Genomic DNA, 14,572 nt, shown 5'->3' with positions numbered 1-14,572 from the left:
CTGATGTTAACTGATACTCTGTTTTTTAGCGTCATTGCATTAATATCGGGATGTGCTGTTGGCAGTTTTCTGAATGTTGTGATCTATCGTTTACCCATTATGATGGAACGAAGCTGGCAGGCAGAAGCACGAATGGCATTGCAACTGCCTGCAGAACACACCAGTCGCTTTAATCTCTGTGTTCCGCATTCAGCCTGCCCGCACTGTCAGCATAAAATCCGCTGGTGGCAGAATATACCTCTTGTCAGTTATATACTGCTACGCGGACGCTGTGCTTCATGTTCAGCATCCATCAGCCCACGCTATTTTTGCGTGGAATTATTAACCGGTATTGCATTTGCTGCAGTAGTCTGGCGTTATGATGTCACACCTATTGCTGCGGGCGGTCTGATACTGACTGCCGCACTGATTGCACTGACCTTTATAGATGCCGAAACCCAGCTGTTACCTGACCAAATCACCTTACCTCTACTCTGGCTGGGTTTACTGTTTAACTGGTATTGTGAATTTGTTCCCTTAGCTTCTGCTGTCTGGGGTGCTGCATTAGGCTATCTGAGCTTGTGGTCACTTTTCTGGTTATTCAAACTACTAACCGGTAAAGATGGTATGGGTTATGGTGATTTTAAACTACTGGCTGCCCTTGGTGCGTGGATGGGTGCTTCTGCATTGCCTTTAATTGTATTTATGGCAGCAATTGTCGGTATTATTGCTTCACTTATTCTCAGAGTTGCCCGCAGCCAGCCTATGGCTTTTGGTCCGGCACTGGCCATTGCAGGCTGGATTGTGTGGATGACAAACAGTCAGATTAATCAGTTGATTCACTGGTGGCTGCGTCTTTCCGGGTTTAGTACATGACGTTCTGGATAGGTCTGTCCGGTGGCATAGGTAGTGGAAAATCTGCCGTAGCAAGCTGTTTTACTGCTCTGGGCATACCAGTACTGAATGCAGATGAAATCGCACACCAGCTTACTGCTCCTGGCGGTCTGGCGTTACCTGAAATCCGCAGACAGTGCGGGAATAATCTATTTCTTACTGACGGCAGTCTGGATCGGCCAAAACTGCGTAATTGGGTGTTTGCCGATTCACAGAATCGTATTCTGCTGGAAAATATTCTCCATCCGTTAATTCTGCAAAGCCTTCAGCAAGCAAAACAGCAAATTGTTTTGAATCAGCATTATGGAATTATTGAAATTCCTTTACTGGCAGAAAAACCGGAATTTCAACAACTGGTACAACGTATACTCATTATCGAAGCACCGGTTAACATATGTATTCAAAGAGTTCGGCAGCGTAGTAATCTGGACGAATCAACAATCCGTGCTATCATGGCACAGCAGGCTGACAGCAATATCCGGAAAGCCATTGCCGATGACATCATTATCAACGATGGCAACTGGCAGGAACTAAACCGGAAAGTTATCCAGCTGCATCATTTCTATCAAGCTCTAACACCAGCCAAGTTATGACAGATATTATCCATTTCGAACATCCTTTGTCTGAGCGCGTCCGTAATTTCCTGCGCATAGCACATCTGTTCAAACACTTCCATGAAGTAGTGATACGCAGTGAAATCTGGGCACATCATTGTGCATTATTCTCACTATTCGAAATCATGGAAGCAGCAGCACGTGCCGAATTGAAACTGGATATTCTGCAAGAACTGGAACGACAAAAAAGTCTGGCCAGACAACGTGGTGAAGAAGGTAAAAATGTCCTGGTAGATATACAAACTGCAATTACAAATCTGCAAAGTGTTCAGCAAAAATTCGGACAGCATTTGCGCGAAAATGAATGGCTGATGGCAATCAAGCAGCGCATGTTCGTACCCGGCGGTACCAGTCCGTATGATTTGCCTTCCTATTATTACTGGCAGCAAAAAAAGCCGGCAGAACGTGAATTACAGTTACGCCAGTGGATCCAGAGTCTGTTACCTACTTATGAAGCCATCAAATTGCTACTGGAAATTCTGCGTCAAAACAGTCTGTCTGTAGACTGTCTGGCAACAAGCGGAAGTTATCAGCATAACAGTCTTGGACAGAACATTCACCTACTGGGTATTAATGTTTCCCAGAATGCCACTGCACTGCCAGAAGTATCTGCTAATAAATATTTTACCCATATTCGCTTTTTACAGGCATCACAACAACAGGCACGTGGCCAGGTTTTAACCACTGATATACCATTTACTCTGGTCATGTGCAGCTTTGATCCGGTAATCAAATAATGACTGAAAAAATCACCACTGTTATTTGCCCGATATGCGGAAAAAATGTTGACTGGACTCCGTCCAGCCGCTTTCGTCCGTTCTGTTCAGAGCGTTGCAAAATGATTGATCTGGGAGCATGGGCTAGTGAAAATTATAATCTGCCAGCCGATGAAGATCAGCCGCTAAGTGAAGAAATAACACCATTAAAGCATTGATAAACAGCGGCAAATATTACTTATAACCTCACAAATATTCAATTTTATGACTTCCCCTGCTCTTTGTATTAAACAAGCAGTAAAAACCTATGCTAATGGTTTTACTGCTTTAAAAGGTGTCAGCTTTAGCGTCCAGCCCGGTGAGTTTTTTGGTTTACTCGGCCCTAACGGTGCCGGCAAAACTACTCTCATTTCCGCGATGGCGGGACTAAGCCGCCTGACTTCAGGACAAATCAGCATTTGTGGTCATGATGTACAACTGGAAGCTAACACTACCCGTAAACTTCTGGGTGTCGTTCCGCAGGAACTGGTTTTCGATCCTTTTTTTAACGTACGTGAAGCACTGAAGTTTCAGTCCGGCTATTTTGGTCTGCGCAATAACGATGACTGGATAGATGAAATTATCGCTGGTCTCGGACTGACAGATAAAGCCGACACAAACACACGTAATCTGTCTGGCGGGATGAAACGCCGCGTTATGGTTGCTCTGGCTTTAGTACACCGGCCGCCTGTTATCGTACTGGACGAACCCACAGCCGGAGTAGACGTAGAATTACGTCAGAATCTGTGGCAGTTTATTACCCGGCTGAATACAGACGGCCATACCATTATTCTAACCACACATTATCTGGAAGAAGCACAATCATTATGCAATCGCATCGCCATGCTGAAACATGGCGAAATTGTTGCACTTGACAGCACACGCAACTTACTGGATACCGAAACAGAATTACGGCTGGCATTAACTACAGATCAAACATTACCGGATAATTTACGTCATTATCTGATTAAAGAAGATGATAATAACCATTATCTGCTCAAACTCGCTGACTACAACCAGCTAACAGCCTTATTACAAATTCTGCAGAATCAGAGAATTAATGTTATCAATCTGAATATTCTGGAAAACGATCTGGAAAACGTCTTTCTGCGCCTGACCAGTGACCATGCGAAAGGCACAAAATGAATACAATTGGTTGCTACACCCTTTTTAAAAAAGAAGTATTGCGATTCTGGAAAGTAGGGTTTCAAACTTTATCTGCTCCTATCCTCACCGCCTTGCTGTATCAGCTGATATTTGCTCATGTAATGCAGGGGCGTCCTGATATATTACCGGGAGTCAGTTACAATGTATTTCTGATACCGGGCCTGGCTATGATGTCCATGCTGCAAAATGCTTTTGCCAACTCATCTTCCAGCCTGATTCAGTCACGGATTACCGGTAATCTGATATTTATTCTGTTGCCGCCATTGGGTACCATTGCTTTCTTTTGCGCTTATGTCGGCGCTTCCATCCTACGCGGACTGATGGTAGGTATTGGAGTCATAGCAGTAACAGCTTTTTTCGGATTAACCATGCCACATCATATCGGCTGGATAATAACATTTGCACTGCTCGGATGTGCCATTATGGGTATGTTTGGCTTACTTGCCGGCATTGTTGCAGAAAAATTTGATCAGCTGGCCGCTTTTCAGAACTTTCTTATCATGCCTTTAACATTTCTGTCCGGTGTATTCTATTCTATCAACAGCCTGCCTGAATTCTGGCGTTCACTCAGCCATTTCAATCCGGTTTTTTATATGATTGACGGCTTCCGTTTTGGTTTTTTTGGCCAGAGTGATTCCTCTCCCTGGCTTGCACTAGCGGTAGTCGGCAGCTTTGCTATCGTCCTGTGTTTTCTTGTCTGCGGCATCCTGAAATCAGGCTGGAAATTACGCAATTAGACACAGCAAAACGCTATAATAGCCGCCTTATTAATAACTATTCCGGAGCACGTTATGTTAACACCAGAAGAAGTTAAAACCATGATTGCAAACCTTCTACCTTGTGAATATCTTGAGGTTGAAGGTGATGGTCATCATTTCTTTGCCCGGATTGTATCCAGTGCCTTTAACGGAAAAAACCGGCTGGCACGCCATCGTATGATTAAAGACGGGCTAGCGCAGCAGATTGCCAGTAATGAATTACATGCACTATCCATTACCACTGCCGCCACTCCTGACGAATGGGCTGTCAAACAGCATTAATCCGGCAAACAGACACTATTGCCATAATTGAGAATCCATATGGAAAAATTAAAAATCCGTGCTAACGGCGCATTACACGGTGAAATTGTTATTTCCGGCGCTAAAAATGCCGCTTTACCTTTGTTATGTGCCTCCTTACTGACTCGTGATACCCTGCATCTGACCAATGTGCCCATGCTTCGTGATGTTAAAACCACCCAAAAACTGTTACAGGGCATGGGAGCACGTGTACTTACAGATAATATTCAGGAATTTGAAATAAACTGTAACAGTATCAATAATACCTGTGCACCATACGATCTGGTTAAAACCATGCGTGCATCTATTCTGGTACTGGGTCCCACACTGGCACACTTTGGTGAGGCTCAGGTCAGCCTGCCCGGAGGCTGTGCCATCGGATCGAGACCGGTAGACCAGCACCTCAAAGGGCTTGAAGCCATGGGGGCAGAAATCAGTATTGAGCATGGTTATGTCAAAGCCCGGGCAAAACGTCTGCAAGGTGCACATATTGTTATGGATATGGTTACCGTAACCGGCACAGAAAATCTGTTAATGGCTGCAACACTGGCAAACGGAACGACTATTCTGGAAAATGCTGCCATGGAACCGGAAGTTACCGATCTTGCCGATTGCCTGGTTAAAATGGGTGCCAATATTCAGGGAATAGGTACACCGACTCTTACTATTACCGGTGTAGAAAAATTGCATGGATGCAGTCACCGTGTCGTTCCCGACCGCATAGAAGCCGGAACTTTTTTGTGTGCTGTGGCTATGACCGGCGGCAAAGTCGTTCTTAAACATGCCGCACCTAAAACTATGCAGGCCATTTTGGAAAAACTAAGTGAAGCCGGCGCAATTATTGAAGCCGGTGACGACTGGATCAGCATCGACATGCAACAGCGTCCCAAAGCTATCGATATCCGCACCCTCCCCTATCCGGCATTTCCTACCGATATGCAGGCACAATTTATGGTAATGAATAGTATTGCCAGCGGTAACAGTAAAGTAGTAGAAACCATTTTTGAAAACCGTTTTATGCATGTACCCGAACTTAATCGTATGGGTGCCCGGATATCCGCTGAAGGTAATACTGCAATTGTAGAAGGTGTAGATCAATTATCCGGTACAACTGTTATGGCTACCGATTTACGTGCCTCTGCCAGTCTGGTACTTGCCGGTCTGGTAGCCAGTGGTGAAACTACTGTTGAACGTATTTATCATCTTGATCGCGGCTATGAAAATATAGAACAGAAGCTAGGCGGAGTGGGCGCAATTATTGAACGCATCAGCGACCACTAATCATCAGTAAATCGCAAGGGCATATCTGCATATAGCCAGATATGTCCTTTTATACATTACAAAGCAATTAAAATTCAATTTGTCATATTTTAAATTTCATAAATATATTAAATAAATTAAAAATAAAATTAATTATGCATAATTTTTAATAAAAAACAGATATTTACATAATAAAAAATCATATTATTTTTAAAAAAAATATATATTATTTGATATAAATCAAATTTTATACCGGTTATACAGAGTATATATACTCTCAGATTATGATACATAAAGCTTTGATTTATAATGATTAAAATTTAAACATCATAATTAGCGCTGATTCTGACTAGTCAGCAAACTTTATTTAAGAATATAAACTTTAATCAAGGAGATTCAGGATTATGGAAACTTTAAACAATTTATACAGACAGCAAAATAATTCCCAGCCAAGAACTGAAATAAACTCTCTGAAATCAGCAGCTTTTGCAGAAAGTCCTAATTCAGCAAACACTAATGGTCTTATTCAGGGTAATGACTGGGTAAAAGACAGGTACGTATTCAGAAACGGCCACGGACAGCATACTATCAGTGATCAGGGATATGATAGTTCTGACTCTTATTGGCAACAACAACGCAATGATATTGTTTTTGAAAATATCAATTCCGCTGAGGCATTATTTAAACGCTCCGGTAATAATTTGATTATTTACACTAATAACTCCAGAGACTCTGTTATCTTAAATGATTATTTTGACTATAACAAAAACAGCCGTGCATTTACCTTTATTTTCAATGATAAAACGATAACCTACGAAAATCTGAAAAGTAGTTATACCTTTAGTGTAAACGGCGATAATAATGACAATATCATTAATGGCTGGCAGGGTAAAGATCTCCTGTATGGAGGTAATGGTAACGATACTCTTAACGGCAACGACGGCGATGATGCTCTCTACGGCGATGCCGGCAATGATATCTTAAATGGTGGTAATGGTAACGACACCCTTTATGGCGGTACCGGTAATGATACTCTGAATGGAGCTGATGGCGACGATATTATCAACGGCGATGATGGCGACGATATTCTCTATGGCGATGCCGGTAATGACCAGCTCAATGGGGGTTACGGCAACGATACCCTGAGCGGAGGTAATGGCAACGATATTCTTAATGGTAATGATGGCGATGATATTCTCTATGGCGATGCCGGCAATGACCAGCTCAATGGCGGTGCCGGCAATGATGCGATAACTGGCGGCAATGGTTTTGATATTCTCAATGGCGGCACTGGTAACGATATCCTCAGTGGCGGCGATTACGAAAAAGATCAGTATATCTTCCAGCAGGGACATGGGCAGGATATTATCAATGATAAAGGGGATGATTACGCCATTTCTTACTGGCAACAGAAACGCAATGATCTGGTCTTTCAGGGAGCCAATTCAGTAAATGCCCTATTTACCCGTGCCGGTAATGATCTGATCATCCGTGCCTACGGCACTACTGATTCCGTTACTTTGCCGGATTATTTTGATCAGAATAAAAGCAGCCGTGCCTTTAACTTTATCTTTGATGATAAAACCATCACTTACGAAAATCTCAAAACCGATTATGGTATTACATCCAATGGTGATGCCGGTGACAATACCCTTATCGGCTGGGTAGGTAAGGATATTATGAACGGGGGTTATGGTAATGATGTTCTGTGGGGTAGAAATGGTGATGATATCCTGAATGGCGGCGATGGCAATGACGAACTCAACGGAGAAAACGGTGACGATATTCTTAATGGCGGCTACGGTTATGACACATTAAATGGTGGTGCCGGTAATGATATTCTTAATGGCGGAGATTTTGAAAAAGATCGTTACCTGTTCCAAAAAGGGCACGGACAGGACATTATTAACGATATGAGTAAACCTAATCAGACTTCTGCAATTAATGACCTTGTCTTTCAGGGTGCGAAATCTGCGGATGCTGTCTTTACCCGCTCTGGCAATAATCTGATTATCAGTGCCTATGGTTCAAATGATTCTGTAACCTTAATTGATTATTTTGACTATATATTAGGCAGTAGCGCAAATAGTAAAATAGATAGTAGGTTAGACAGTCGCGCATTTAATTTTATCTTTGATGATAGAACGATCACTTATGAATATCTCAAAAATAATTATACCTTTACAGCTAACGGCAATGATCAAAATAATATTATTAGAGGCTGGGAAGGCAAAAATATTCTGAATGGTGGTGCCGGCAACGATACAATATATGGTGATGGTAGTAATGATATTCTTATCGGCGGGACGGGTAATGACATACTCTATGGAGGAGGCGGACAAAAAGACATTTTTCAGTTCGAAAAAGGACACGGACAAGACATTATCGGTCGAGGGATTTTTGCCAGTGATACAGCAAACAGTAATGATCTTATCTTTAAAGGAGCCTATTCAGCCAATACTGCATTCAGCCGGTATGGAGATGATTTGATTATCCATGCCTATGGTTCTGATGACTCTGTTACTATAAATGGTTATTTTCTCGGTAGCAATAAACAGGCTTTTAATTTTATCTTTGATGATAAAACTATTAATTATGAATATATAGTAAATAATTTTACCCTTACTTTTATAGGTGATAGTCGTAGAAACTGGGAAAATGGCTGGGAAGGCAAAAATATTTTAAATGGTGGCGCCGGTAATGATATTCTATATGGAAATCAAAAAGATGATATTTTAAACGGCGATGACGGCGATGACTCTTTAGATGGACAAGAGGGTAACGATACTCTTAATGGTGGTGCCGGCGACGATAGATTAGATGGTGGTAAAGGTTCGGATATCCTCAATGGTGGTGTAGGCAATGATATTCTTGATGGTGGGGGCAATGAAAAAGACACTTATCTGTTTCAGCGCGGACACGGACAGGATATCATCGAAGAAAGTTATTATATGGGCATAGCCGTGGAAACAGATACAGTGATCTTTCAGGGGGCACATTTTGCAGATGCAGTGTTTACCCGTTCTGGCAATAATCTGGTTATCCATGCCTATGGTACCGATGACTGCGTGACTATAAATAATTATTTTTATAATAATGTAGATCGTTATCATGTCTATAATTTTGTTTTTGATGACAAAGTAATTACTTATTCCGACCTTGTTAATAATAATTATTCTTTTACCGCTACTGGCGATAATACCAATAACAAAATTTATGGCTGGGATGGTAAAAATATTCTTAGCGGTGGTGGCGGTAATGATTTTCTATATGGGCAAAACAAAGATGATGTTCTGAATGGAGATGATGGCGATGACGAACTTAACGGAGAAAACGGTAACGATATTCTTAATGGCGGTGATGGCGATGACAAATTATATGGTGGCAGTGGTTCTAATGTCCTGATCGGAGGTGCAGGCAATGACCTCCTATACGGTAGTTATAATGAAAAAGACACTTACCTGTTTCAGTATGGTCACGGACAGGATATTATTAATGATTTTGGGGAATATAATAGTAGCCACACCTTATATAACGACGTTATCTTTGAAGATGCCTATTCTACTGATGCCACTTTTACCCGTTCCGGGAAAGATTTAATCATACATGCTTATCACTCAAATGATTCCGTTACGCTAACTAATTATTTTAATTACGGTTCTGATCAAGTTTTTAATTTTATTTTTACAGATAAAACTATCGATTATGAATATATTAAAAATAATTACACTTTTACGCCCACGGAGAATATCAATAAAACAGTAACAGGTACCAATGGTGACGATATTCTGAACGGAGGTGTGGGTAACGATACTCTATACGGACAAAGTGGCAATGATACTCTGAACGGAAATGATGGCAACGATATCTTATGGGGTGAAGACGGCAATGATATCCTGAATGGCGGTAATGGCAATGATATCTTAAATGGCGGTATTGGTTATGACATACTGAACGGAGGTACCGGTAATGATATCCTGAGTGGAGGCGGCAGAGGAAAAGACCGTTACCTGTTTCAGCGCGGACACGGACAGGACACTATCAATGATACTGGAGATAATTATAAATCATATGAGATTGATGATATCGTTTTTGAAGGTGCCAATTTTGCCGATGCAGTTTTTACCTGTTTTGGCAAAGATTTGATTATCCGTGCCTATGGAACTGAGGATTCTGTTACCCTAACTGACTATTTTACTAATAATTCTACTAACGCGTTCAATTTTATTTTTAACGATAAATCCATTGATTATCAATATATCAGAAATAATTTTACTTTTACTGCAAATGGTGATGATACTGATAACATAATCACAGGCTGGGCAGACGGTAAAAATATTCTGAATGGCGGTGCCGGTAATGACATTCTGATCGGCATAGTAGGTAGAAATGTGGATGAGGTTCTGAATGGCGGTGATGGCAATGATAGTTTGTATGGTGACGGTGGCAATGACATCCTGAATGGCGGTGCCGGTAATGATTTTCTTGATGGTGGTTATTCCGCAGACCGTTATTTATTTCAGCGCGGACACGGGCAAGACATTATTCAAGATAGCTATCCCTTCGATGATGTTAATGAAGTTGTTTTCCAAGGTGCTAAGTTTGCTGATGCCGTATTTACCAGCTCTGGCGAAAATCTGATTATTCATGCCTATGACTCGAATGATTCTGTTACTATTAATCATTATTTCTATAATGGCAATTATAATGCATATAAATTCATTTTTGAAGATAGAATTATCACCTATCAAGATTTTCAGAATTATTACACCTATATTACCTATGGCGATAGCAGTAATGACACAATTAATGGCTGGAAGGGCAAAAACATTATTAGTGGCGGTTATGGTAATGACAAGCTATATGGTCAAGACAAAGATGATATTTTGAATGGTGATGATGGAAATGATATTCTAAATGGTAAAGACGGAAATGATATTCTGAATGGCGGTAACGGCGATGATTACCTACATGGAGACAGTGGCTTTGATATACTGAATGGCGGTGCCGGTAACGATTATCTGGATGGTGGTAGAAATGAAAAAGATCGTTATCTGTTTCAGCGTGGTCACGGACAGGATATTATCGATGATAGGGGGAATGATATATCCAGTGAATATAATGATATTGTTTTTGAGGGAACAAATCTTACCAATGCTGTATTTAGCCGTTCCGGTTATGATCTGATCGTGCGGGCATATGGTACTGATGATTCTGTAACTTTAAGTAGATACTTTGATTATAGTGCACGAGCCCATTCTTTCAACTTTATATTTGATGATAAAACCATCAGCTATCAAGATATTATTAAAGGAAATTACTTGTCTGCCCAAACCGGTAAATCCGGCTATGGTATAACTCCAAAAAGTTTACTTAACCGTGATTTATTGACCAGAAATTCTACTCCTGTAGCAAATGAAAGTCCGGCTGTAGCCACTCAGGCTCAGCAACTGGCTTCAGCTATGTCCGGTTTTACCGCCAGACATGATAGTTCTCTTTCCGGCATGCCAGATCAGATACAACAATTTGTTCAGCACAATAATTTTGCTGCCTATTGGGGTAATTAAATCATAGATGATTTAATTAAAGCGGCTACCGAATATCATTTCGGTAGCCGTTTTTTATTTATTCAATATTTATTGTGATAATTTTTTTTGAATTATATCTTTATTGGTATTGATAGCTTAGCTGCCACTTAATTAATCTTTTTTCTGCAGATAAAAAATACCTGCAATTAATATTCTCTGACTTAAAATATTTGAAATTATATAAATAAAAACATATATATAACCGAATCAGATTTTATTCTAATTTAATTATTTAAATACTTTCCGAATAAAATTAATATAATTAAATCACGTAATCTACCATCTCCGGCAATCTGAACATAGTTAACCGCTGAGGTCTGAACCATACTGTCTGAGCCGGCTGCAATGACAGCGTACGAAACTCGGCCGGCGACAGCCATACCTGTATACGCTGATTATTATCCTCTCGGCGCAACCATAACCTTATTTGTGCACCGATAGCATGTATTTCTTCTACGCATGCACTGGCAATTACATTATCCTGAATATGTGTTAATACCTGTATTTCCTGAGGCCGAATATAAACAGCTACATTCTGACGGGCTTTTTCTCCTGTGGTAATAGGTTCATGATAATGCCCCAGACACAATTGCCCGTGTTCAATACAGGCATCTTCAAATACATTAACCTCACCCAGAAACTCAGTAACAAATACATTTTCAGGATTATCATACAAAGATGAGGCAGCTCCGCTTTGCTCAACTTTTCCCTGATTCATCACCACTATCTGGTCGGCCATTTCCAGCGCCTCTTCCTGATCATGTGTAACCAGTACACTGGTAATCCCAAGCTGATGATGAATTTCCAGCAGCCACTGGCGTAATTCCTTGCGCACCTTAGCATCCAGTGCACCAAACGGCTCATCCAGCAGCAGCAGCTTTGGTCTGGTAGCCAGAGCACGTGCCAGAGCAATACGCTGGCGCTGACCTCCGGATAGTTGCTGCGGATATACTTTAGCCAGCCAGTCAAGCTGCACCAGTTGTAATAATTCATGCACCCGGGCAGCTATTTCTGCTTTATTCGGACGAATGCGGTTAGGCAGTACCTGTAAACCAAAAGCCACATTATCAAATACGGTCATATGCCTGAATAAGGCATAGTGCTGAAACATAAACCCGACCCGGCGCTCACGCACATGAAGATTACTGACCTCATCATCAGCAAAAAACAGCTCACCTGAATCTGCGCGTTCCAGTCCGGCAATGATGCGTAACAAGGTGGTTTTCCCACAGCCGGACGGACCAAGCAATGCCGTCAGTGAACCGGTTGGTACCTGCAGATTAATATTCTGCAAGGCATGATAATCACCATAATATTTATTTAATTGTTTAATACGAATACTCATAATCGCTACCCAGCACGGTACTTTACTTATTCAGTCGCTTACTGCAATCTGCTCGCGCCGTGCATCTTTGAACAAACGTGTCTGCCGCCAGTCGAGATACTTCTGTAATACCAGCGTGCATAAAGCCAGCAAGGCCAGTAAACTGGAAACAGCAAATGCCCCTACCATGTTGTATTCGTTATACATCATCTCTACCAGTAAAGGCATTGTATTGGTTTCACCGCGGATATGGCCTGAAACCATGCTGACAGCCCCGAACTCACCCATTGCACGGGCATTAGTCAGAATAATGCCGTAAACCAGAGCCCATTTCAGATTGGGTAATGTGACACGCCAGAACATTTGCCAGCCACTGGCACCCAGTATCAGTGCAGCCTGTTCTTCACTACTTCCCTGAGCCTGCATTAAAGGGATGAGCTCACGCGCCACAAAAGGGAAAGTAACAAACAGAGTCGCCAGCACCATACCCGGTACTGCAAAAATAATCTGTATTCCATGTGTTTCCATCCAATCACCGAACCAGCTGTTACTTCCGAAGAGTAAAACAAACATCAGCCCCGCCACGACCGGTGAGACTGCAAATGGCAGATCCAGCAAGGTTGTCCATAACTGTTTACCACGAAATGAAAAATGGGTTAACAACCAGGCCATTGCCACACCCAGTATCACATTCACCGGCACCACAATAACAGTAATCAGCAAGGACAAACGAATGGCTGAGAGTGCCTCTTCATCAGTCAAAGCAGCCAGATACAATTGCCAGCCCTTTGCCAGCGCAAAACTGAATACCGATAACAGCGGCAAAAGTAACAGCAAACCTAGACACAGCAGCGTTATGCTTATCAGCAAGTAGCGCAGCCAGCGCGGCTCAGTAAGCAACTCATTGGTTTTAACTGTGCTCATCAGTATCGCCCCTGCATACGCCGGCTCAGACGCCATTGCCATAAATTCAGCATAAACAAAATGGTAAAGGAAATTATTAGCATAAATAATGCGACTGCTGCCGCTGCAGGCAAATCAAACAATTCAAATTTACTGACAATAATCAGCGGCAGAATTTCTGATTTAAATGGCACATTACCGGCAATAAAAATTACGGAACCGTATTCTCCGGTAGCTCGTGCAAAAGCCATACCTGCCCCCATTACCAGTGCCGGTAAAACTTCCGGCAGCAGTACCCTGAATACAATGGTTAATCTGGAAGCACCCAGAATAGCCGCAGCTTCTTCATATTCTCCTGATAATTCTGCCAGCACCGGCTGTACTGCGCGTACGACGAATGGCAGGCTTACCAGCAACAATGCCAGCCAGATCCCAGCCGGTGTAAATGCTATCTGCAAGCCAAACCGGGTTAATACTGCACCTATCCACCCTGTAGGTGCATATAAGGTAGCCAAAGCCACCCCTGTTACTGCAGTAGGTAAAGCAAACGGCAAATCTACCAATGCATTAACCAGATCCTTACCCCAGAAGTGGTAACGTACCAATACCCATGCCACCAAAGTTCCCAGCAGTACACTGGCCAGCATTGCCAGTAAAGACATTTTCAAAGTCAGCCATACCGCAGCAAGTGTCCTTGGTTCAGAAATGACTTGTATAAAACCATGCCAGCCCAGATCAGTAACAGTCCATACCAGCATCGTAAATGGCAACAGCACCAGTACTGACAGCGATAACACACTTATGCCGAGACTAAGCGAAAAACCGGGCAGTACAGATGGCTGTTTTAAAAACAGCATAACCTTTTCTCCCACAGACCTGGCAGGCACAAACAATACCGGTAGCTGTATCAGACACACCGGCACACATTGGAAGCATCCTGTTCGGGCTATGTTCCAAGCGCAAAATACCAACCACAACAAGAAAATGATTAATAAGTCAAAAAAACAGAATGTAAAAATAAATTCAATCA

12 protein-coding genes are annotated in these 14,572 nt (G+C 42.0%); 9 read left to right on the top strand and 3 right to left on the bottom strand.

Translation table 11 applies throughout. The annotated features are described in order from the left end of the window. Window positions 1–3 precede the first annotated feature (3 nt). The 9 genes from H3V00_RS09345 to H3V00_RS09305 all read left to right on the top strand — a co-directional run bounded on the left by H3V00_RS09345 (window position 4) and on the right by H3V00_RS09305 (window position 11,294). Window positions 4–855: an A24 family peptidase gene (locus H3V00_RS09345; RefSeq protein ID WP_110413805.1), complete on the top strand. Its 852-nt coding sequence runs from the start codon at window positions 4–6 to the stop codon at window positions 853–855. Further along, window positions 852–1,466: a dephospho-CoA kinase gene (gene coaE, locus H3V00_RS09340; protein WP_198207783.1), complete on the top strand. Its 615-nt coding sequence runs from the start codon at window positions 852–854 to the stop codon at window positions 1,464–1,466. The genes H3V00_RS09345 and coaE overlap by 4 nt, the downstream gene beginning before the upstream one ends. A 5-nt stretch (window positions 1,467–1,471) precedes the next feature. After that, on the top strand, window positions 1,472–2,224 hold the full coding sequence (gene zapD / locus H3V00_RS09335; RefSeq protein ID WP_025329860.1) for a cell division protein ZapD: 753 nt from the start codon (window positions 1,472–1,474) through the stop codon (window positions 2,222–2,224). After that, window positions 2,224–2,421, top strand: coding sequence for a DNA gyrase inhibitor YacG (gene yacG, locus H3V00_RS09330; RefSeq protein ID WP_078475027.1), 198 nt, complete (start codon window positions 2,224–2,226; stop codon window positions 2,419–2,421). The genes zapD and yacG overlap by 1 nt, the downstream gene beginning before the upstream one ends. A 46-nt stretch (window positions 2,422–2,467) precedes the next feature. After that, complete coding sequence (locus tag H3V00_RS09325; RefSeq protein WP_198207781.1) at window positions 2,468–3,388, top strand: ABC transporter ATP-binding protein; 921 nt, start codon at window positions 2,468–2,470, stop codon at window positions 3,386–3,388. Further along, on the top strand, window positions 3,385–4,146 hold the full coding sequence (locus tag H3V00_RS09320) for an ABC transporter permease (protein WP_084551528.1): 762 nt from the start codon (window positions 3,385–3,387) through the stop codon (window positions 4,144–4,146). The genes H3V00_RS09325 and H3V00_RS09320 overlap by 4 nt, the downstream gene beginning before the upstream one ends. 54 nt (window positions 4,147–4,200) lie before the next feature. Then, window positions 4,201–4,449: a BolA family protein gene (locus H3V00_RS09315; RefSeq protein WP_025329856.1), complete on the top strand. Its 249-nt coding sequence runs from the start codon at window positions 4,201–4,203 to the stop codon at window positions 4,447–4,449. 39 nt (window positions 4,450–4,488) lie between these two features. Further along, window positions 4,489–5,748 (top strand): UDP-N-acetylglucosamine 1-carboxyvinyltransferase, encoded by a 1,260-nt coding sequence (gene murA / locus H3V00_RS09310; protein ID WP_198207779.1) that lies wholly within the window; start codon window positions 4,489–4,491, stop codon window positions 5,746–5,748. Between the two features lie 383 nt (window positions 5,749–6,131). After that, window positions 6,132–11,294, top strand: a complete 5,163-nt coding sequence (locus tag H3V00_RS09305; protein ID WP_198207777.1) for a calcium-binding protein — start codon at window positions 6,132–6,134, stop codon at window positions 11,292–11,294. A gap of 283 nt (window positions 11,295–11,577) precedes the next feature. Here H3V00_RS09305 and H3V00_RS09300 read toward each other — a convergent pair whose 3' ends face one another. Genes H3V00_RS09300 through cysT form a run of 3 tightly spaced genes read right to left on the bottom strand, consistent with a single transcriptional unit; the run spans window position 11,578 to window position 14,399 of the window. Continuing rightward, window positions 11,578–12,660: a sulfate/molybdate ABC transporter ATP-binding protein gene (locus tag H3V00_RS09300; protein WP_037476118.1), complete on the bottom strand. Its 1,083-nt coding sequence runs from the start codon at window positions 12,658–12,660 to the stop codon at window positions 11,578–11,580. Window positions 12,661–12,690: 30 nt separating this feature from the next. Continuing rightward, window positions 12,691–13,563, bottom strand: a complete 873-nt coding sequence (gene cysW, locus H3V00_RS09295; RefSeq protein WP_084565130.1) for a sulfate ABC transporter permease subunit CysW — start codon at window positions 13,561–13,563, stop codon at window positions 12,691–12,693. After that, entirely contained in the window at window positions 13,563–14,399 is an 837-nt protein-coding gene (cysT, locus tag H3V00_RS09290) for a sulfate ABC transporter permease subunit CysT (protein WP_037393176.1), read from the bottom strand. The genes cysW and cysT overlap by 1 nt, the downstream gene beginning before the upstream one ends. Window positions 14,400–14,572 lie beyond the last annotated feature (173 nt).

The sequence above is a fragment of the Snodgrassella sp. W6238H11 genome, assembly GCF_016100525.1.
GTDB lineage: Bacteria > Pseudomonadota > Gammaproteobacteria > Burkholderiales > Neisseriaceae > Snodgrassella > Snodgrassella alvi.
Note: the sequence above shows the minus strand (reverse complement) of the source record. Positions and strands in the feature narration are given on the sequence as shown.

Excerpts from the sequence above, each read along its gene's own strand:
- H3V00_RS09345 (WP_110413805.1), top strand. The coding sequence starts at position 4 with ATGTTAACTGATACTCTGTTTTTTAGCGTCATTGCATTAATATCGGGA.
- coaE (WP_198207783.1), top strand. The coding sequence starts at position 852 with ATGACGTTCTGGATAGGTCTGTCCGGTGGCATAGGTAGTGGAAAATCT.
- yacG (WP_078475027.1), top strand. The coding sequence starts at position 2,224 with ATGACTGAAAAAATCACCACTGTTATTTGCCCGATATGCGGAAAAAAT.
- H3V00_RS09325 (WP_198207781.1), top strand. The coding sequence starts at position 2,468 with ATGACTTCCCCTGCTCTTTGTATTAAACAAGCAGTAAAAACCTATGCT.
- H3V00_RS09320 (WP_084551528.1), top strand. The coding sequence starts at position 3,385 with ATGAATACAATTGGTTGCTACACCCTTTTTAAAAAAGAAGTATTGCGA.
- H3V00_RS09315 (WP_025329856.1), top strand. The coding sequence starts at position 4,201 with ATGTTAACACCAGAAGAAGTTAAAACCATGATTGCAAACCTTCTACCT.
- murA (WP_198207779.1), top strand. The coding sequence starts at position 4,489 with ATGGAAAAATTAAAAATCCGTGCTAACGGCGCATTACACGGTGAAATT.
- H3V00_RS09305 (WP_198207777.1), top strand. The coding sequence starts at position 6,132 with ATGGAAACTTTAAACAATTTATACAGACAGCAAAATAATTCCCAGCCA.
- H3V00_RS09300 (WP_037476118.1), bottom strand. The coding sequence starts at position 12,660 with ATGAGTATTCGTATTAAACAATTAAATAAATATTATGGTGATTATCAT.
- cysW (WP_084565130.1), bottom strand. The coding sequence starts at position 13,563 with ATGAGCACAGTTAAAACCAATGAGTTGCTTACTGAGCCGCGCTGGCTG.
- cysT (WP_037393176.1), bottom strand. The coding sequence starts at position 14,399 with ATGCTGTTTTTAAAACAGCCATCTGTACTGCCCGGTTTTTCGCTTAGT.